Here is a 19468-nt window from a genome sequence, read left to right as displayed (position 1 = left end):
CTTCATGTGAAGAATATTAAGACGTTTTGCGCAGTGCGTCAAAACGTTTTTCGCCACACTGCTTGCGATAAAAATTTACTGAATCTTATGCGAGCTTTGCTGCAGTGAGATCCAGCTCCGATGTAAATGCATCGGCATAAAACTCATCGGTAGGCAGACCGCACACTGCGCTGAAATCTGTCTTCGCTGCTTCCACCATGGCCGGCGCGCCGCAGGCATACACCTGATAATTCGATAGATCTTGCAGGTCTTGCATGACCGCATGATGAACAAAGCCGACGCGGCCTTCCCAATTGTCTTCCGATGTCGGGTCCGACACGACCGGCACATATTTGAAGTGTGGAATCGTGCGCGCCCATTCTTCGCAAAGTGCATGCATATACAAATCGCGGGGACGGCGCCCGCCCCAATACAAAACGATAGGGCGCTTGCTCTTGATATGCACTGCTTGTTCGACGATCGCCTTGATCGGCGCGAAGCCGGTGCCGGAGGCCAGCAACACCATAGGCTTGTCCGAGTCTTCACGCAGGAAGAAGGTTCCCTGCGGTCCTTCGAAACGCAGGATGTCTTTTTCCTTCATCGTGTTGAAGACCTGATCGGTAAACACGCCGCCCGGCATGTGGCGCACATGCAAGGTGACTTGCTCGCTCAGATGTGGCGCGTTGGCCAGGCTGTAGCTGCGGCGCTTGCCGTCTTTCAAAATGAATTCGATATATTGGCCAGCGCGGTATTGCAGCTTTTCGCTGGCTGGCAATTGCAGGGTGATGGTCATGACGTCGTGCGCAACTTTTTCCAGCTTGGCGACGCGTGATGGTAATTTCTTGATCGGAAATTCACCGACGCCGAGAACTTCGCGCGCTTCTATGACCACATCGCTATGCGGTTTTGCGCAGCAGAATAAGGAAAAACCTTTGGCTTCGTCAGCCGCGGTGAGTGCACGCTCTTGATGCGGGCCATGCGTGACTTCACCGGATAAGACCATGCCTTTGCAACTACTGCAGGCGCCATTTTTGCAGCCATACGGTAGGCCGACACCGGCGCGTATCGCCGCATTTAAAATCGTTTCATCCGCAGCGCAGCTAAATTGCCGACCACTCGGCTGAACAGTTACTTGGAACGTCATACAATCCTGATAATGGAAATTAAAACTGAAAACAAAAACTTCTCCGAAAAATTTGGCAGATCGCGCCTTGGTCGCCCGCGTGTGCTGATTTTGGGATGTGGAGATGTCGGCATGCGCTTGTTGCCACTTTTGCGTGAACGCTTTCGCGTTTTTGCTGTGACAACGCAAGCCGGCAAACAAGATGCCTTGCGTGCTGCTGGCGCGATTCCCATCATTGCCAATCTGGATGAACCTGCCACGCTCGCGCGTCTGGCTCGCCTGACAACTAACATCATTCACCTTGCGCCGCCGCCAGCAAACGGCAGCATCGATAAACGCACCCGCAATCTGACCGCCATTTTACCCGACCACGCGACGCTGGTTTATGTCAGCACCTCTGGTGTGTATGGCGATTGCGGTGGCGAGCTGATCAATGAGACGCGCACCGTGCGTCCGCACAATCCGCGTGCGACGCGGCGCGTCGATGCCGAGCAGGTTTTGCGCAAGTGGGCCAAGCGCTCGCAATCGCGCTTGAGCATACTGCGCGTGCCGGGTATTTATGCCGATGATCGCTTGCCGCTTGAGCGTTTGAACAAGGGTTTGCCTGCCTTGGCGGCAGAGGAAGATGTCTACACAAATCACATACACGCCGACGATCTGGCACGGATTATTGCGGCTGCCTTATTCCGTGCGCAGTCTGGCCGTATTTATCACGCGGTCGATAATTCCGATATGAAGATGGGCGCTTACTTTGATGCGGTGGCGGATGCCTTCGCCTTGCCGCGCCCGCCACGCCTACCGCGTGAGCAGTTGCAGCATGAAGTGTCGCCGGTGATGTTGTCCTTCATGTCTGAGTCGCGTCGCCTGGATAATCAAAGAATCAAAGCTGAATTGGGCGTTCGCTTGCAGCATCCGACTGTCGCCCACTTCCTGCAGACCATCCGTGCATTGCCATTGCGCTAACAAATATAAAGAATTCGTTAAGAATATTTCAGCATTTATGCTTTTAATATTGCGATAAAGCCGCTCGCATGGCTTTATCGTAGATAGTCTGGTTTTTCCTTCATTCCGCATTGCCATCCAGCCACATTCCCCACGATAATTCTCCTTATCTCTACGTATACATACGTATAGCAAGGACTATTTCATCTAGACAATTCTTCTTTTCATCAGTTTTTTCATAGATAAAAATAATATTGTTCGGTTTTTACTTATATAAATAACGCTTAATTCGATTTTTCAGTCTGTTAAAATTTCGTTAAAGTTCCCTCCGTGGCAGAAATGCTTGTTTTACGGAATCTAAAGGGGACTGACATGTAGGACTGTTGGGCTGTTGTTTATATAAAAATCGTTTCTAAGTAATTAAACAGACGGCGATTGCTGGTGTGTTCCAAACCTGAAGGTGGAATAGCCGCAAGAGTCAGCAAGAAATAAGCAGCGCATTTGATTTGAACGTAAATGAGACGACGATCAAATCTGATGCAATTTGGCGCGGTGGGCTCCACCGGTCATTAACCAACTATTCGAGATCATCATGGAATTCCTACAAGTATTTGCAACGCCTGAAGCATGGATAGCATTGGCAACACTGGCAATGCTGGAAATCGTATTGGGCGTAGATAACATTATTTTCATCTCCGTTCTGGTAGATCGTTTGCCACCGCATCAACGTCAAAAGGGCCGCATGATCGGTCTGGGCCTCGCGATGGGTACACGCATCCTGTTGCTGCTGAGCTTGTCGTGGATGATGGGCCTGGTCGAACCAATCTTCACTATCGCCGGCATGGGTTTCTCCGGTCGCGATCTGATCCTGTTCTTCGGTGGTGCGTTCCTGCTTTACAAGGCATCGTCCGAAATCAAGGAACTGATGGGTACATCGCATGAAGAAAAGGAAGATGCACCGATCAAGAAAGCAAGCTTCGCCATGATCATGGCGCAAATTGCTGTGATCGATATCGTGTTCTCGCTGGATTCGGTCATCACCGCAGTCGGTATGGTCAAAGAAGTTGAGATCATGATCGTCGCTATCGTTATTGCAGTTGGCGTGATGATGTTCGCAGCGAAAGCTATTGGTGACTTTGTGACTGAATACCCAAGCATCAAGATGTTGGCGCTGTGCTTCCTGGTCATCGTCGGTGCGGTACTGATCGCCGAAAGTGTGGAATTCCACATTCCTAAGGGCTACATCTACGGTGCGATGGCATTCTCGCTGATCGTTGAATTGTTCAACATCCGTATGCGTAAAAACCACCACATGGCAGCGTGCGATTTGCCTGAAGTTGGTGGTCAGCACAACGTAACAGCGTAATAGCCTGGTCGATGCGGCGCGCCGCATCGATGCATTTACCGTGTAAATAATGCGCGTTAGATATTCGTCACAGATAAAAAGAACTCATGCAAATGGGTTCTTTTTTTTTGTCTATTTGTTGTAGCCTATACTTGTGATTAAAACGATGCGACCTTATGTCCATTCAATAAGTAGATATGAAAACGAGGCAATATGATTCCGATTAATGACGCTACGCCAGAAGACAAGAAAACGCGTGCTCCAGCATGTGAGCAATGTAAAAATCCCGATGAGCTTGGTTTTGAATTTGAATTTGCTTACCAACCGATAGTGAATGTGGCGAGCAAGACGGTGTTCGCACACGAAGCCTTGGTGCGAGGGCCAAATGGCGAATCTGCTTATTCCATTCTGTCCAAGGTCAATGATCAAAACCGCTATGCCTTCGATCAGGCTTGTCGCGTCAAAGCGGTAAAAACTGCTGCCGAACTGGGCATGCAGGAACTGCTATCGATCAATTTTTTACCTAACGCAGTGTATCGGCCCGAGGCGTGTATCCGCACCACGCTTGAAGCTGCACGTAAATACAATTTCCCCACCGAGAATATTATTTTTGAAGTGACCGAAGGCGAAAGAGTGCTGGACCGGCCGCACCTGGTAAATATTTTCAGTGAATATCGTCGTATGGGTTTTCGTACTGCGATCGACGATTTTGGCGCAGGTTATGCCGGTTTGAATTTGCTGGCGGAATATCAGCCACATATTATTAAAATCGACATGGATCTGGTACGCGACATCGATCAACTGAAGGCAAAACAGGCAATCGTCGAAGGTATCGTACTGATCTGTAAAAAACTGGGTATTGATGTGTTGGCAGAAGGTATAGAGAACAAGGCTGAGCGTGACTTTTTGAAGTCAGTCGGTATCGATTTGATGCAGGGATATTTATTCTGCAAACCGGCTTTCAAGGCATTGGGAAAAATTGATGAAGATGCTTGGGTTTGAGCCAAATTCTCTCGTTGCTTAAGTAGCTGATAAATAAAAAGAACCTTCGGGTTCTTTTTATTTCCAGGTACACAAAAAGTGTATCGGTGAATTTGCTGGAGATTTTTTAAAGTGACTCTGGATAAAATTCCAGCGGCCGTTTTATGATGAAAGTCTTGCCACGTTAACTAGCCATCATGAGCGCTTACGTTTTGCCAGAAAATCAACCAACTTTAACCGGTCGCGAGGTCGAACTTCGGCCCTTACAAACGGAGCATGCGTCCGAATTGTTGGCGGCCGCCGCAGATGGTGAATTATGGAATATGAAGGTCACGGTGATTCCTGGTCCTGAAACCATAGGTCAATACATTGCGTCAGCGCTGGAAGGTCGCGCGTCTGGCAGCGTAATGCCGTTCGTGATTGTCAGGCGTGATACAGGTCAAATCGTTGGCAGTACGCGTTTCTGGAAAATCGATCTTGCAAACCGCAAGATGGAAATCGGCCATACCTGGTTGAGTAGTTCGGTACAGAGATCCGGCATCAATACCGAAGCAAAACTGCTGATGTTGACGCATGCGTTTGAAGCGATGGATGCAATACGCGTGCAATTCACGACCGATGAGTTGAATGAAAAATCACGCGCTGCCATTTTACGTATAGGTGCCAAGCACGAAGGCATAATCAGAAACGAACGCATCATGCCGGATGGCCGCAAGCGTAACTCGGTGCGCTTCAGCATCATTGATGCCGAATGGGCACAAGTGAAGGCGATGCTGTTGCAGAAGATGGCGCGCTAGTTGTCACGCGCAGTTATTCTCAACTTGATCTGCGCTTTGCATGCGTTCAAAATCAGCGTCACAAATGAAATCAGCACGCTATAAGCGTGCTGACGATGTTCCTTCCGAAGAAGAACTTTCTTAAAGAAGCATAGAAAGAATTACTGACGTTTCGATTCTTCTTTCTTCAATTTCTTCGCTTCTTTCTTTTCCTTTGGGCTCTTCAAAGGTTCTTTTTTCACTGCTTTTTTACTGTCTTGTGCTTTGCTCATGGTGTTCTCCGTGAAAATGGTTTGCGTTGATCGGTCGCGTTCTGCATGCGGGGTTTAACTATAGCAATGTATTGGGACTTTGCTGCATATACCTGCTGTTTTTAAACGATATATATCAGTTAGCAAGCATCCAGTTTGACATCTTCCCGACCACATCCTTGTCAAGACCATTAAATCCGTGATGCGCCCGCGCGTTACAGGCGTCGCCTACATCTTCGCCACCGGTAAAAGATATCAACTGCTTCTTCGGTGCGTCGCGCAGTTTATCCATGAGATTAGAAGTAAGACTGAAGGCGCAGAGTCTGCAACCATCTTGCTCATGATGAACGACAAGTACGGGAATCCGCAACGTGTCCATAGGCATGGAGAGTAGGGACGGCCCTTCGCTATCAACCAGAATGCTGGAGCTGAGCACCAATCCATCCGGTCCATCCGGCGCTTGTAGTTGTGTCGCGACAAAGGCTGCTGATTGTGTACCGCGGCTGGTACCGACCAGCCAGATCGGCGTCTTGGTCTGTTCGCGTGCCCAAGCAATGACAGCCTTGATGTCGGCCAAGTGTTCGGGTATTTGGCGGAAACCCCGCAAGAAGGGAGGGGATAGTCGGTCCGATGGCGCATCGACGAGTACAACCAGTAAACCTTGATCGGCAAATAGCTGTCTGGCGCGAACCAGGAAATTATCTTTGCCCCAATGGATAGCTCCATCCGATGATATTTGCAATCCACCATGGCCACCTGCAAGCAAAATGACGGTTGCTTTAGGCGCAGGTGGAGTGAGCACGAGCATGCGTAGTGTTGTACTTGGCCTGGTCGGAATATCGACGACTTTCTCTGGAGTTTGAGCGTAGGCGATACTCAGACAGAACGTCAGGCACAAATCTGATATGGATTTCATCATGCCCTTCATCACTGCTCTCCGAGATGGCCGTTCATGATGGCATGAACGGCTCGCGTTTGATCTAGCGCCTTGTTACGTCAATGCTGCAGTGACTTTCAAGACTTCTTCCGCCGTCGTCACACCTTCGATAATCTTCAAGGCACCAGCCAAACGCAAAGGCTTCATGCCGTCAGAAATACTCTGCTGCTTTAACTGATGAATATCGGTTTCTGCCTTGATCATTTTTGAGAAGGTTTGTGTGATCGTCAGCAATTCATACAAACCGGTACGACCGCGATAACCAGTCTGGCGACATTCAGGACAACCGACCGGTCTATAGATGACTGCTGGTTTTGGAATATCCCAACCTTCGCTCAGACTGAGCCAGACATCGTCCAGCATTTCGCCATCTGGCGATTTGCAATGCGTGCACAGCGTACGCGTCAAACGTTGCGCCATGATGCCGATCAAGGTGGATTCGAGCAGGTAATACGGCACACCCAATTCCAGCAATCGCATCACGGCCGATGGTGCATCGTTGGTGTGCAAAGTGGATAACACCAAATGACCCGTCAACGCCGCCTGGATCGCCATCTCTGCAGTTTCCAGATCGCGAATCTCGCCGATCATGATGATGTCTGGATCTTGTCGCATCAACGAACGCACGCCATCGGCAAACGACAAATCGATGCCGTGCTGTACCTGCATTTGATTGAACGATCCTTCCACCATTTCTATCGGATCTTCCACTGTGCAGACATTTACTTCGCTGGTCGCGAGCGCCTTGAGTGTGGTGTACAGCGTGGTGGTTTTGCCGGAGCCGGTTGGTCCTGTTACCAGAATAATCCCGTGCGGACGTCGGGTCAGACTATCCCAACGTTCTGCGTCGTCAGGTGGGAAGCCAAGTTCAGGCAGCGATTTGACGACGACATCCGGATCGAAAATCCGCATCACCAATTTTTCGCCAAAGGCAGTCGGCATCGTCGACAGACGTAATTCGATTTCTTGACCATCGTTGGTACGCGTCTTGATGCGGCCATCTTGAGGACGACGCTTTTCAATCACGTCCATTCGGCCCAGCAATTTGATACGCGCAGTCATCGCGATCATGACGATAGGCGGCACTTGATAAACCTGATGCAGCACACCATCGATGCGGAAGCGGATCGCACACAGGTCGCGTTTAGGTTCCAGATGAATATCCGATGCACGTTGTTCAAACGCGTATTGCCACAACCAGTCGACGATGTTGATGATGTGCTGATCGTTGGCATCGACTTGCTTGCTGCTGTTGCCCAGTTCGACCAATTGCTCGAAGTTATTGCGTAGCGCAATGTCCTGGCCGTTGAGTTTCTTCGCGCCCTTGATCGATTTTGCCAGTGCAAAAAACTGCGTCGTGTATTGCCCGATTTCCAGCGGATTGGCGATCACCAGCTTGACGTTGCGGCGCGTGATCTTGGCGATCTCCACTTCCCATTCGATGGCGAATGGTTCGGATGTCGCGACTACCAATTCGCTAGGCGTCATTTCGACCGGCAGAATGTGGAAGCGCGTTGCATACGATGCCGACATCACATCGGCGACGCGGGTGAAGTCGATCTTTAAAGGATCAATGCGATAGAAGGGTAGTTTGACTTTGCCGGCCAGCCATTCAGTCAGCCAGTCTAATGTCACTGGTCGATTGGGCGCGTTGGCGGAAATCAATTTGCATTGCGCGACCGCGACTAATGGATGCATCGCGATCGATGCATTTTTAAAGATGGCCTGCGATTGGTTATAGAAGATTTTGACGTCGTCTTTGGCGACAACGCCATCTGCCAGCAACCAGGTAAAAATCTGCTGCAGATCCAGTTTTTTGGGTGCTGCTTTATTCGTGACTATCGGTGTAGCGCTGGCAGTTGGCATGACCATGACCCATTAGATGGAACAGTGAAGCGATGTTAACACGGCTGATTCTAGAGTAAGGAGCCCGGCAAAGCTGTTGCTTTATTGCTGCGCTTGCCAGGCCTTGATGCCATTTACCCATGATTTTGCCGGTAGTTTGGTGGTCGCGGTAATCTGTGCGGCACGTTCATACAGCGCGGCGATATCCAGCGTCGGGCTTGAGTTGAAGGCAATCGCGATCACGTTACCGTCATGAACTTCCGGCAAAGAGATCACGGTATCGAATGCATAGTGCATCGCGCTCAGGTTCTTCGCATAACTCGGATGATCGCCAAACAGATTCACAGTCATGATGCCGTCCGGTGTCAAACAAGCCGCACACGATTGATAAAACTCTGGCGTATCCAATACCGGGCCGCGCGCAGTGGCGTCATACACATCGACTTGCAAGGCATCGATGCGACCCAGGTTGGCCGGATCGTTGACGTACTCCAGTGCGTCCATTTCGATGACGCTGAGGCGCTCGTCGTTTGCGGGTAGCTTGAACATCGTTTCACAAATGGTGATTACGGACGGATTCAAATCCACTGCCGTCACTTGTGCTTCACGAAACCATTTGTAGCTGAATTTGGTCAGTGAGCCAGTACCGAGACCCAACTGCACGATGTGCTGCGGTTTATCGTTGAACAGCATCCACGCCATCATTTGCTGCGCGTATTCCAGTTCTATCCAGTCGGGTTTGCTGATGCGCATCGCGCCCTGTACCCACTCGGTACCGAAGTGCAGATAGCGGATGCCGAACTGTTCGGACAGCGTGACCGGCGCGAACTTGACCTTGCGCGGCTTGGCTGCGGGTTTCGATTTTTCAGCGGCGGAAGGTTTCTTGCCCGGGCCGCTTTTCAGATTGGCATCGGCTTCTATGGATTTACGTTTGATCAGCATGAATTCTTTTGGAGGATTTTTAACTATGACATTAACTTGGCATGATACCGCGCCAGACCGCCAGCTTCTGCTCAAATGTCATGACGGCGTAAGCGGGTGACGAGGATGGCAGGATGAAGGTTTCAAAACCGGCATCAGCAAATAATGCCGCTTGCTTGCCGGATGTCTTGCCGTTAAAGCCTATGCGGCGCAAGGCCGGGCATTGTTCTTTCAATACTTGGAAGTCATTGTGTTGCGCGTCGCGGATCGCGCTGTCCAGACTGCCTTCGCGTGCGCAGACATCGATCACATCCCATACGCCGATGCGGTGTTCCAGCAATTTCTTCAAGCGCTTTGCGTAGGGTATGGCGACTAGATCCTCGCCGATCAAGGCAGAAATCAAGCGCCAAAATTGATTGCGCGGGTGTGCGTAATATTGTTGTGCTTGCAGCGACGCCACACCGGGAAAACTACCGAGGATCAGGATTTCAGTCCGGCTATCGATGACAGGCGCGAAGCCGCTCAATAGTGCAGTATCGTCGGATGGTTGGCTGGAAGCGGACATGCTGGTATTTTAATGCACACGCAGCGCGCAGTCGGCAGTGAATTCGGCGATTCTATATAAGAACGAGAGTGAGACCACATGAGCAAAAAAGTAATGATCGTCACCGGCGGTAGCCGCGGGATAGGCGCAGAGATTGCCAAACTGGGCGCGCTCGATGCGTATGCGGTCTGCATCAGCTATCTACATAACAAGGCGGCAGCAGACGCCATCGTCGACGGCATCACGCAAGCCGGCGGCGAGGCGATTGCCGTCGTCGCCGACATGGCAATAGAAGCCGACATTCTGAACCTGTTCAACACCGTCGATCAACAGCTCGGCCCTGTGACTGCCTTGGTTAACAACGCCGGCATTCTGGAACATCAAATGCGTGTCGATCAAATGGACGCCGCCCGCATGCAGCGCATCTTTACGACAAATGTCATCGGCAGTTTTCTCTGCGCGCGAGAAGCCGTCAAACGCATGTCGACCTTACATGGTGGCAGCGGCGGTGCCATCGTCAATATCTCGTCGGTTGCTGCAAGAACCGGCGGCCCGGGCGAATATGTCGATTACGCTGCATCCAAAGGTGCGATTGATACGCTGACGATAGGTCTGGCAAAAGAAGTCGCCACCGAGGGCATACGCGTCAATGCGGTACGGCCCGGCGTAATTTATACAGAAATACATGCCAGCGGCGGTGAACCTGGACGCGTGGATAGGGTCAAGAGCAATGTACCTATGCAACGCGGCGGCGAAGCCGACGAAGTAGCGCAAGCAGTCATATGGCTGTTGTCGGACAAGGCGTCTTATACGACCGGAAGTTTGCTGGATGTGACGGGCGGTCGATAATTTTTCCAATTGAAATACGTTTGAAAGATAAAAATGAAACTAGTCACAAATGTATTTCGCGTTATTCATGGCCTGATGGCAGTTTTCTTTGCGCTGGCCGCGTTGATGTTGATTGCGATCGCGGTAAGGATGGGCTGGCTGGGTTTTGTCGGTGGCTTGGACGGCGCCGCCGCACTGACCATCATTGAGGCCGTTGGTCTGCTGGCTGCAGCCGTGGTGGCTCTGCAGATTGCAGAAACCATCGCCGAAGAGGAAGTAGTACGCGACGCGGATATCAGCGCGCCAACACGAGTGCGACGCTTTCTATCGCGCTTCTTTGTGGTGGTTATCGTCGCGTTGGCGATCGAAGGTTTGGTGGCGACCTTCAAAGCCTTGCATGAAGATCCATCGCAATTGCCGTATGCCGCCAGTATTTTGATGGCGACTGCTGTATTGCTGGCAGCCTGGGGTTTGTTCGTTCATCTGAACCGTTCGGCCGAAGAACTCGAGCCGGAAGCGATGGAAGAAGCAAAAGGCGAAGATCACAAGTTGAAGGATTAAAAGTTGAATGTTTGTGGTGTAGTGATGGCATCGCTTGATTACCGCTTGCTGATCATTCAAGATAAATAAATTAACTTCGAAACAAATAATGCATAGACTGGCGCTGTATCTGTAATTTAAATCACAGGGAGAGAAAAAATGAACGCAGCAAAATTGGCAGGAATAGTATTGATCGTCGCAGGCACACTTGGTCTGGTCTACGGCAGCTTTAGCTACACCAAGGAAACGCATCAAGCCAAACTTGGACCGATAGAACTTTCGGTAGCAGAAAAAGAGACTGTGAATGTACCAGTCTGGGCAGGCGTTGGCGCGATTGTGATTGGTGGTTTGTTACTGGTATTTGGCGGTAAAAAAGGTTAATTCATTTTCATATTTCGTAAGGCCTGCATGTGCGTTTGTATATGAATATTGGGATTAAAAGCTCCCGATGTTAAATCGCATATGCAGGTGTGTTTTTCAATTCCTTATGCGCAGATAGACGATGCTGCAAAGTCGCATAATGATTTGTAAAATTTACATTTAGTGTCCTTGAAAAAGTTGGTTTTATATTGGTTTGCGCACTTATTTTGAGATTCGGTTTGATTTAAAATTGACATTCCTTATTGGTCCAAGGCATGTCGACTATGCAGCAAAAAAAGATCACGCATCCTGATGCTGAAGCCATCCTTGAGAGCATTACCGATGCATTCTTTTCTATGGATCGTGATTGGCGCTTTACTTACGTCAATCAGCAAGCCAACGTTGTGCTGGACCGCAAGCCTGGCGAATTGCTAGGACAATCTTTGTGGGATGCTTATCCCGGCCTGGCTGGCAGCGAATTCGAAACTGTCTATCGACGCGTCGCACGTGATCTGGTCAGTGAATCTTTTACTTCCTATTATCCCGCCCACGATCGTTGGTATGAAGTGCATTGCTATCCTTCTGCGGACAGCATGTCTGTCTATTTTCGCAATGCCACTACCCGTATTCGCGCAGAAGAAAAATTAAGAGAAAGCGAGACGCGTTTTCGCGTGATGGCAAATGCCATTCCGCAGATCGTATGGATCACCGATGCTGAAGGCAAAGTCGAATTTTTCAATCAGCAATGGTATGCCTATAGCGGCGACGTGATGGAGGGTGCGACTGCCCAATTTATCTCGGATCATTTTATTCATCCGGACGATCAGCAGCTCACGATGGATGCCTGGGCTAGCGCAACGCAGAGTGGTCATACCTTTGTGATCGAGCACAGACTACGATCCAAGTCGGGCGAGTATCGCTGGTTCCTGGCGCGTGCAGAACCGCATCGCGATACTGCAAGCCAATCCGTGATTCGATGGTTCGGTACATCCACCGACATCCACGATCAAAAACTGATCAGAGATGAACTAGCGCGTATCACTGCAGAATCGGAGCAGCGTCGTCGACTATACGAAACCTTCCTGTCACACACACCGGATCTTGCCTATGTCTGGGACCTCAATCATCGATTTATTTATGCGAACGAGGTCTTGCTTAAACTGTGGGGACAGACATGGGAAGGCGCAATCGGCAAAAACTGTCTGGAACTTGGGTATGAGCCCTGGCATGCCGAAATGCATGACAGAGAAATAGAACAAGTCCGTACTACCAAACGACCGGTTCGTGGCGAAGTCCCTTTTAACGGCGCGTTTGGTCCGCGCGTGTACGACTATATTCTGGTGCCAATTCTGGGGCCGGATGGCGAGGTTGAAGCAGTAGCAGGTACTACGCGTGACGTCACCGAGCGCAAGCAGGCGGAAGCAAGGCGCGATGCACTGATCAAATTGACCGATGCAATTCGCCACGTAGAAGAACCTACGCAAATTGCTTTTGTCGCCACGCAAATTCTTGGCGAAGTGTTGGGTGTCAGTCGCGTTGGATACGGCGTCATCGATGATGAAACCGACATGTTGCACGTGGATAGAGAATGGAATGCGCCGAATGTAAGCGGCTTGCCGAACGCTCTTCACTTGCGGGATTTCGGTTCGTTTATCGACGATCTTAAACAAGGAAATTTCGTCGTTATCGATGATGTGCAAAAAGATGAACGCACACAAAATGCGGCAGATGCCCTCAAGGAAAAGTACGCCGCGTCGTTTGTGAATGTACCTGTCATAGAACAGGATCGGCTGATTGCCGTGCTGTATATCAACGACGTAGAAATTCGCGCGTGGTCACCAGATGACATTGCACTCATCAAGGAATTCTCTGAGCGTATCAAGACCGCAAGTGGTCGACTGCGCAGCGAAATTGCTTTGCGTGAAAGTGATTTGCAACTACGCAAAATAAACGAAAATCTTGAGACCGAAGTGAATGCGCGCACCCGTCAGTTGATGCTGGCAGAAGAAGCATTGCGACATTCGCACAAGATGGAGGCGGTCGGCCAATTGACCGGCGGCCTCGCGCACGACTTCAACAATCTGCTGGCCGGCATCATGGGTAGTCTTGATTTGATGCGCGTCAAAATGGCGCAAGGCCGAACGGACGGCATGGAACGCTATGTCAACGTCGCCTTGTCATCTGTCAATCGCGCGGCTGCATTGACGCATCGATTGCTGGCCTTCTCAAGACGCCAGACACTGGACCCCAAAGCGACTGATGTGAACCGTCTGGTCAGCGGGATGGAAGAACTCATACGTCGAACCATAGGCCCCTCAATAGAACTCGAGGTGATCGGCGCAGTGGGCGCGTGGACCATTCTGGTTGATTCACCTCAACTGGAAAACGCGCTTCTCAATTTGTGCATTAATGCGCGTGACGCCATGCCGGATGGTGGCCGCTTGACGATAGAGACCGCCAACAAATGGTTGGATGATCAATGGGCAGGCGAACGCGATTTGCCGCCCGGCCAATACGTTTCACTCTGCGTCAGCGATACCGGCACCGGCATGACGCCCGAAGTCATTGCGCGTGCGTTCGACCCGTTTTTCACCACCAAACCGCTAGGCGAAGGAACCGGTCTTGGCTTGTCTATGGTGTATGGTTTTGCACTTCAATCCGGCGGACAGATACGCATTTATTCCGAAGTTGGCGCCGGCACCACGATGTGCGTTTATCTGCCACGTTTTCATGCAGACAGTGTCGAGCGCAAAGAACAAACTCCACCGGAAATCATCCACGCGAATGGCACCGGTGAAGTCGTGCTTGTAGTTGATGATGAGGTCGCCATCCGCAAAGTCATCGTTGAAGTATTGAATGACGCCGGCTACGCGACCATCGAAGCGGATAACGGTGCAGATGCACTCAAAGTTCTGCAATCCACCGCAAGAATAGATTTGCTGATCACCGACGTCGGTCTGCCAGGCGGTTTGAATGGACGCCAGGTAGCCGATGCCGGCCGCGTTGTGCGCTCCGATTTAAAAGTCTTGTTCATCACAGGCTATGCAGAGAACGCTGTCTTTGGAAATGGCTTGCTCGAACCCGGTATGCAGTTGCTGACCAAACCTTTTACGATGGAAACGCTTTCAAGGCGCATCAGAGAAAGTCTGGAAAACGACAAGTAAATTTTTGCTTAGTCAGGTCGCCAAGTCCCGCGGATGGGCAGCCGCGCGTGCGACTTGGCGAATTTAAGTATCCATCCGCCTGCGCGCCCTGCGTACAATGGCCTCTTTAAATCACGAGGCCATACAAAATGAAAAAAACAGGAATGGCAAAGAGCGACGCCAAGAAGCTGATGGGCAAGATGGCAGCGCCTGGCGTCGGAGCTTTCGGTGGCGATAGCGCGGTAGTTGTCGACCGTCGCGAACAGCGCAAGCGTGATCAAGCTCTGGGTTTGATACCGTTTGCAGTCAAATTGAATAGCGATCTGGTATTGCAATTGCAGACACTGGCAAAAGAACGCGGCGTTGATCTCAATGAGGTGACTGCTGAGGTTTTGCTTAAGGGTCTCAAGAATTGATTCAGACGGCCCCGATGGTTTAGCAGCAGGGTAGAGTGGAAACGCATTACTTTCAGCCATTAGGCATATTAGATAAGCAGTCCCAGACATATACGGTAGAAGGTGCTGAGCTTTTCCGCCGTAGGACAAAAAAGCCACGCTATTGAGCGTGGCTTTTTTGTTTTATGCGCAGCATGTTGGCCTGACAATTGATCTTCTCCGGCGATTTCCTTTAATCAGATGGCTATTTCCACCCCGCCACAATCAGCCCAATCCCGATAACCACAGGTAAACCGAGTTCTCCCTTATTAAAAGAGCAGTTCAAAAATAGTTATCAAGATCAACAATTGACATTTATTTTAAAATGTATATTGTATTCAATATTCTAAATGCATAATTTGGAACGCGTATAACACTCTTGAGGAGGTTTGATTGCGCTGGGCTTAATAGTGAATATTCCGCTACTTATGCTCTGCAAGTGTTTGAAAAAAACAGTTCGGGAGGCCGCCACAGAGTGGCCACCGAGGCAGCAAATGATTAAAACGGGTTCAGCCCACCATAACGGAGACAACGTCATGCAAAAGAAACTGATAGTCCAACCGATCAAGATCGGATTCGTCCTTGCCACCCTGTGCAGCGCTTTGAGTGCACATGCCTGGGAGCCTACCAAGCCGGTTGAAATGGTTGTTCCGTTCAGTGCGGGTGGTGCCTCCGACCAGATGGCGCGTTCGATTCAGGGCATTATTACCAAACACAATCTGATGAAGCAGCCCTTCATCGTCAGCAATAAATCCGGTGCCAGCGGCGCAGAAGGCTTGCTCGATATGAAGGCATCGCAGGGCAATCCAAACAAAATCATTGTTGCTTCCTCGTCGATTTACACCACGCCTTTGGCAACCGGTCTGCCGTTTAACTGGCGTGATCTGACGCCGATCGCAATGATTGCGCAAGATGCGTTTGTACTGTGGACCAATACAGAAGCCGGCTACAAGAAACCGCTGGACTTCATCGCTGCGGCAAAAGCCAAGCCGGAAACCTTCAAGATGGGCGGTACCAGTTCCAAGCGTGAAGATCACATGATCACCACGATGATCGAGAAAGCAACCGGCGCCAAGTTCCTCTACATCCCGTACAAAGGCGGCGGCGAAGCAGCGACTCAATTGTCTGGCAAGCACATCGATTCCGATACTAACAATCCATCCGAATCAGTCTCGCAATGGCGCGCTGGACAGCACACGGCACTCTGCGTATTCCAGGACAAACGCATCACTTATACCGCCAAGGTAACGGACACGATGGCGTGGTCCGATATCCCGACCTGCAAGGAAAGCGGCCTCAATGTCAGCTACCAGATGCTGCGTATTTTCATGATGCCGGGTGGCGTTAAACCGGATGAACAAAAGTTCTATGTCGACCTGTTCAAGAAGGTTGTTGAAACACCGGAATGGAAAGTCTATCTCGAGAAAAATGCATTGCAACCTGAGTTTTTGACAGGTGCGCCACTCGAGGCTTTCCTCTCTAAAGATGAGCAAGCCCATCGTGAAATCATGAAGGCTGCCGGTTTCGTCGTGACGAAATAAGCAGACACCAGCTTCTGATACCCACGCGGATAAAGTGACGCCACCATTTGTGCAGATGCTTGCATGAGTGGTCGGCGCTCACCGCATCAACCATCACTTTACGGGTCAGTAAAATGAATAATTCAGAACCACTTATTGATGAAGTGCGCGAGCCTTCGCCCGCCGTTTTTTCTATTCGCACTGCGGAAATTGCTGTTTCGCTGGCGCTCGCGATCGGATCAGCCATTCTTATCTGGGATAACTACAAACTCGGTGCGGGCTGGGGACCATACGGACCAGAAGCAGGCTATTTCCCTCTTCGTCTCGCGGTGGTTGTCCTCATCGCCAGCATCGCCGTATTCATTTATGCGATCCGCGATAACGATCAAACACCGTTCATCGAAGTTGCACAAGCCAAATTGGTTGCCGTCATTTTGCTGCCGCTGTTGTTCTTCGTGTTCACGATTGCTTATCTCGGCATTTACGTTGCGTCCACATTGTTCATCGCAGCCTTCATGATCTTCCTCGGCAAATTTCCGATATGGAAAGCTGCGTTGGTATCGATCTGCCTGATGGGATTTTTCTTCTTCATTTTTGAAATTCAGTTCATGGTGCCCTTGCCAAAAGGCCCACTGGAAAACTGGCTGGGCTACTAAGGGCGATCATGGACGAACTTAATTCACTCATGCAGGGCTTCGGCCACGTACTCAGTTGGCAAAATACTGGTCTGATGTTGCTCGGGATTCTTCTCGGCATCGTGGTTGGTGTGTTGCCTGGTCTCGGTGGCCCGAATGGCGTTGCGATTCTGCTGCCGTTGACGTTTTCAATGAACCCGACATCGGCAATTATTTTGTTGTCGTGTATTTATTGGGGCGCATTGTTCGGCGGCGCGATCACTTCCATTTTGTTTAATATTCCTGGTGAGGCATGGTCGGTTGCGACAACCTTCGATGGCTATCCAATGGCGCAACAAGGGCGCGCGGGACAAGCGCTCACCAGCGCATTTACCGGCTCGTGCATAGGCGCGCTGTTTGGTGTGGTGATCATTACCTTCCTCGCACCATTAGTCGCAAAGTTTGCGTTACGCTTCGGGCCTCCGGAATTTTTCGCAGTCTACTTCCTGACCTTTTGCAGTTTCATTGGCATGGGCAAGGAGCCAAAAGCGAAGATCATCATCTCCATGTGTATCGGCTTCCTGTTGGCGGCGGTCGGCATGGATACGATCTCGGGACAGTTGCGCATGACGTTCGATTTCCCGGAATTGTTACGTGGCTTCGACTTCCTGGTTGCTGTGATCGGTTTGTTCGGCGTCAGCGAAATTCTGCTCACGATGGAAGAAGGTTTGGCATTCAAGGGCAAGAAAGCGGCGATCGATTTGAAAGTCGTTTTCAAAACTTGGGCATCACTGCCTAAGTATTGGCTCACATTGTTACGTTCATCCATCATCGGTTGCTGGCTCGGTATTACACCAGGCGGTGCAGTCGCTGCGTCATTCATGGGTTATGGCATGGCGAAGAAGTTTTCGCGCACGCCAGATGAATTCGGCAAGGGCGCAATCGAAGGCGTGCTCGCACCAGAAACCGCAGCGCATGCAGCAGGCACCAGCGCATTGCTGCCTATGCTGGCACTGGGTATTCCAGGTTCGGCAACGGCAGCAGTCTTGCTCGGTGGCTTGATGATCTGGGGCTTGCAACCAGGACCGATGCTGTTCGTCGAACAGAAGGAGTTTGTCTGGAGCCTGATCGCCAGCATGTACCTCGGTAATATTGCCGGCTTGCTGGTGGTGCTGTCTACGGTACCGTTGTTTGCTGCGATTTTGCGGATTCCATTCTCGATCATTGCACCATCGATCATGGTGATCTGTGCAATCGGCGCGTTCACTGTGCATAACGCGATCTTCGATATTTGGCAGATGGTGGTGTTCGGCGTGATCGGCTACATCTTCAAAAAACTCAGCTACCCATTAGCGCCTTTAGTACTGGCATTGGTGTTGGGCGATAGAGCTGAAGATGCATTCCGTCAAACCATGGTCGGCTCCAAAGGTGCACTAGGCGTGTTCTGGAGCGGTGGCTTGGTTGGCACCATCATGACCTTGGCAATGATCGCTTTGCTGTGGCCTTTGGTGAGCAGTATCATCGCGCGCTTTCGTCGTAGCGAACCGATACGCGCTGTCGATGCAACAAGCTAAGTAGAAGCTTAAAAGAAAAAGCCTGGAGCGTGCTCCAGGCTTTTTTACATCTTGTTCGATTTCTTGCGCGTGCTTATTTGATAGCAGCGATTGCCGCTTTTGATTTCGCAGAAGTGGAAGTGCCGGTAGCGGCGCTTGCTGCAGCTGACTCGCGCAAGTCGGACATGACGGAATCACGTTTATCCAGCAAATGCTGTCTGAGTATGCCGGCCAGGCGTTTGCCATCACGTGCTTCTAATGCCTTGATCATTTCGTCGTGCTCACCAATCGCTCTATCCCATTTCTCTTCCTTGAAATTGGATTTGAAACGTAGAGCCAGCAAACGACGATTCAGTGAAAGATAAATTTGTCGCAGCATCGTGTTACGCGCAGCCGCATTGATCTTGTTATGTATCGTTTGATTGCGGCTGTAGTAGCCTGGCAAATCGTTTTGCGAACGGCATACGATCATCGCGTCATGCAGCACTTTGATTTCAGCAATCTCTGCTGGAGAAATACGTTCAGCAGCGAGCTCGCCGGACAGCGCTTCCAGGCCGCTCATGACTTCAAATGCTTCCCATATTTCAGTGTCGCTCATCTTCGATACGAAGGCACCGCGGTTCGGCGCGATTTCGATCAAGCCTTCAGATGCAAGAACCTTCATTGCTTCGCGCAAAGGCGTACGAGAAATTCCCAAGCGTTCGCACACTTCACGCTCATTGAGTTTGGTGCCGGGAGCCAACACGCCTTCGATGATCAGGTTTTGCAAATGTTCAACAACCACATCATGCAATCGCTGCCGCTCCATACGAGGAAGATCGGGAGCGTTATT

Annotated in this window: 18 protein-coding genes; 12 read left to right on the top strand and 6 right to left on the bottom strand. The window is 50.6% G+C overall.

Translation table 11 applies throughout. The features are described from left to right. Nucleotides 1–85 precede the first annotated feature (85 nt). Nucleotides 86–1123 carry a CDP-6-deoxy-delta-3,4-glucoseen reductase gene (locus Q7T66_RS06745; protein ID WP_304932567.1) on the bottom strand — a complete coding sequence of 346 codons (1038 nt, stop codon included), beginning with the start codon at nt 1121–1123 and terminating at the stop codon, nt 86–88. Between the two features lie 12 nt (nt 1124–1135). Here Q7T66_RS06745 and Q7T66_RS06740 point away from each other — a divergent pair, with 12 nt between their 5' ends. The 4 genes from Q7T66_RS06740 to Q7T66_RS06725 all read left to right on the top strand — a co-directional run bounded on the left by Q7T66_RS06740 (nt 1136) and on the right by Q7T66_RS06725 (nt 5167). Further along, complete coding sequence (locus Q7T66_RS06740) at nt 1136–2065, top strand: SDR family oxidoreductase (protein WP_304932566.1); 930 nt, start codon at nt 1136–1138, stop codon at nt 2063–2065. A 571-nt stretch (nt 2066–2636) separates the two neighbouring features. Then, complete coding sequence (locus Q7T66_RS06735) at nt 2637–3410, top strand: TerC family protein (RefSeq protein WP_304932565.1); 774 nt, start codon at nt 2637–2639, stop codon at nt 3408–3410. Between the two features lie 192 nt (nt 3411–3602). Then, nucleotides 3603–4391, top strand: a complete 789-nt coding sequence (locus tag Q7T66_RS06730) for an EAL domain-containing protein (RefSeq protein ID WP_304932564.1) — start codon at nt 3603–3605, stop codon at nt 4389–4391. A gap of 176 nt (nt 4392–4567) precedes the next feature. Next, a complete protein-coding gene (locus Q7T66_RS06725) occupies nt 4568–5167 on the top strand; it encodes a GNAT family N-acetyltransferase (protein ID WP_304932563.1) in 600 nt (199 codons plus the stop codon). Between the two features lie 366 nt (nt 5168–5533). Here the strand turns inward: Q7T66_RS06725 and Q7T66_RS06720 are convergent, their stop codons facing one another. The 4 genes from Q7T66_RS06720 to Q7T66_RS06705 all read right to left on the bottom strand — a co-directional run bounded on the left by Q7T66_RS06720 (nt 5534) and on the right by Q7T66_RS06705 (nt 9665). Continuing rightward, the gene (locus tag Q7T66_RS06720; RefSeq protein ID WP_304932562.1) at nt 5534–6325 is read right to left on the bottom strand and encodes an alpha/beta hydrolase; all 792 of its coding nucleotides are present in this window, start codon (nt 6323–6325) and stop codon (nt 5534–5536) included. Nucleotides 6326–6388: 63 nt separating this feature from the next. Next, nucleotides 6389–8200 carry a GspE/PulE family protein gene (locus tag Q7T66_RS06715; RefSeq protein ID WP_304932561.1) on the bottom strand — a complete coding sequence of 604 codons (1812 nt, stop codon included), beginning with the start codon at nt 8198–8200 and terminating at the stop codon, nt 6389–6391. An 81-nt stretch (nt 8201–8281) separates the two neighbouring features. Beyond that, nucleotides 8282–9121, bottom strand: coding sequence for a spermidine synthase (locus Q7T66_RS06710; RefSeq protein WP_304932560.1), 840 nt, complete (start codon nt 9119–9121; stop codon nt 8282–8284). 31 nt (nt 9122–9152) lie between these two features. Further along, nucleotides 9153–9665, bottom strand: coding sequence for a DNA-deoxyinosine glycosylase (locus Q7T66_RS06705; protein WP_304932559.1), 513 nt, complete (start codon nt 9663–9665; stop codon nt 9153–9155). 78 nt (nt 9666–9743) lie between these two features. On the opposite strand from Q7T66_RS06705, the gene Q7T66_RS06700 reads away from it, so the two are divergent. From Q7T66_RS06700 to Q7T66_RS06665, 8 genes are all read left to right on the top strand, one after another. Continuing rightward, nucleotides 9744–10493 (top strand): SDR family oxidoreductase, encoded by a 750-nt coding sequence (locus Q7T66_RS06700; protein WP_304932558.1) that lies wholly within the window; start codon nt 9744–9746, stop codon nt 10491–10493. 33 nt (nt 10494–10526) lie between these two features. After that, nucleotides 10527–11033, top strand: coding sequence for a hypothetical protein (locus tag Q7T66_RS06695; protein WP_304932557.1), 507 nt, complete (start codon nt 10527–10529; stop codon nt 11031–11033). A gap of 138 nt (nt 11034–11171) precedes the next feature. Beyond that, nucleotides 11172–11393 (top strand): hypothetical protein, encoded by a 222-nt coding sequence (locus tag Q7T66_RS06690; RefSeq protein WP_304932556.1) that lies wholly within the window; start codon nt 11172–11174, stop codon nt 11391–11393. Nucleotides 11394–11656: 263 nt separating this feature from the next. Next, entirely contained in the window at nt 11657–14536 is a 2880-nt protein-coding gene (locus Q7T66_RS06685; RefSeq protein ID WP_304932555.1) for a PAS domain-containing protein, read from the top strand. 128 nt (nt 14537–14664) lie between these two features. Beyond that, entirely contained in the window at nt 14665–14931 is a 267-nt protein-coding gene (locus Q7T66_RS06680; protein ID WP_304932554.1) for a hypothetical protein, read from the top strand. 554 nt (nt 14932–15485) lie between these two features. Next, nucleotides 15486–16490, top strand: a complete 1005-nt coding sequence (locus tag Q7T66_RS06675; RefSeq protein ID WP_304932553.1) for a tripartite tricarboxylate transporter substrate binding protein — start codon at nt 15486–15488, stop codon at nt 16488–16490. A gap of 113 nt (nt 16491–16603) precedes the next feature. Next, nucleotides 16604–17125 carry a tripartite tricarboxylate transporter TctB family protein gene (locus tag Q7T66_RS06670; protein ID WP_304932552.1) on the top strand — a complete coding sequence of 174 codons (522 nt, stop codon included), beginning with the start codon at nt 16604–16606 and terminating at the stop codon, nt 17123–17125. Nucleotides 17126–17133: 8 nt separating this feature from the next. Continuing rightward, nucleotides 17134–18657, top strand: a complete 1524-nt coding sequence (locus tag Q7T66_RS06665; RefSeq protein ID WP_304932551.1) for a tripartite tricarboxylate transporter permease — start codon at nt 17134–17136, stop codon at nt 18655–18657. 73 nt (nt 18658–18730) lie between these two features. Here Q7T66_RS06665 and Q7T66_RS06660 read toward each other — a convergent pair. Continuing rightward, a partial coding sequence (locus tag Q7T66_RS06660) for a GntR family transcriptional regulator (protein WP_304932550.1) occupies nt 18731–19468 on the bottom strand: 738 nt, incomplete at its 5' end.

Source organism: Herminiimonas sp. (assembly GCF_030655415.1).
Note: the sequence above shows the minus strand (reverse complement) of the source record. Positions and strands in the feature narration are given on the sequence as shown.

Bases quoted from the DNA above. Each gene is read 5' to 3' on its own strand.
- Q7T66_RS06745 (WP_304932567.1), bottom strand. From the start codon at position 1,123: ATGACGTTCCAAGTAACTGTTCAGCCGAGTGGTCGGCAATTTAGCTGC.
- Q7T66_RS06740 (WP_304932566.1), top strand. From the start codon at position 1,136: ATGGAAATTAAAACTGAAAACAAAAACTTCTCCGAAAAATTTGGCAGA.
- Q7T66_RS06735 (WP_304932565.1), top strand. From the start codon at position 2,637: ATGGAATTCCTACAAGTATTTGCAACGCCTGAAGCATGGATAGCATTG.
- Q7T66_RS06730 (WP_304932564.1), top strand. From the start codon at position 3,603: ATGATTCCGATTAATGACGCTACGCCAGAAGACAAGAAAACGCGTGCT.
- Q7T66_RS06725 (WP_304932563.1), top strand. From the start codon at position 4,568: ATGAGCGCTTACGTTTTGCCAGAAAATCAACCAACTTTAACCGGTCGC.
- Q7T66_RS06720 (WP_304932562.1), bottom strand. From the start codon at position 6,325: ATGAAGGGCATGATGAAATCCATATCAGATTTGTGCCTGACGTTCTGT.
- Q7T66_RS06715 (WP_304932561.1), bottom strand. From the start codon at position 8,200: ATGCCAACTGCCAGCGCTACACCGATAGTCACGAATAAAGCAGCACCC.
- Q7T66_RS06710 (WP_304932560.1), bottom strand. From the start codon at position 9,121: ATGCTGATCAAACGTAAATCCATAGAAGCCGATGCCAATCTGAAAAGC.
- Q7T66_RS06705 (WP_304932559.1), bottom strand. From the start codon at position 9,665: ATGTCCGCTTCCAGCCAACCATCCGACGATACTGCACTATTGAGCGGC.
- Q7T66_RS06700 (WP_304932558.1), top strand. From the start codon at position 9,744: ATGAGCAAAAAAGTAATGATCGTCACCGGCGGTAGCCGCGGGATAGGC.
- Q7T66_RS06695 (WP_304932557.1), top strand. From the start codon at position 10,527: ATGAAACTAGTCACAAATGTATTTCGCGTTATTCATGGCCTGATGGCA.
- Q7T66_RS06690 (WP_304932556.1), top strand. From the start codon at position 11,172: ATGAACGCAGCAAAATTGGCAGGAATAGTATTGATCGTCGCAGGCACA.
- Q7T66_RS06685 (WP_304932555.1), top strand. From the start codon at position 11,657: ATGCAGCAAAAAAAGATCACGCATCCTGATGCTGAAGCCATCCTTGAG.
- Q7T66_RS06680 (WP_304932554.1), top strand. From the start codon at position 14,665: ATGAAAAAAACAGGAATGGCAAAGAGCGACGCCAAGAAGCTGATGGGC.
- Q7T66_RS06675 (WP_304932553.1), top strand. From the start codon at position 15,486: ATGCAAAAGAAACTGATAGTCCAACCGATCAAGATCGGATTCGTCCTT.
- Q7T66_RS06670 (WP_304932552.1), top strand. From the start codon at position 16,604: ATGAATAATTCAGAACCACTTATTGATGAAGTGCGCGAGCCTTCGCCC.
- Q7T66_RS06665 (WP_304932551.1), top strand. From the start codon at position 17,134: ATGGACGAACTTAATTCACTCATGCAGGGCTTCGGCCACGTACTCAGT.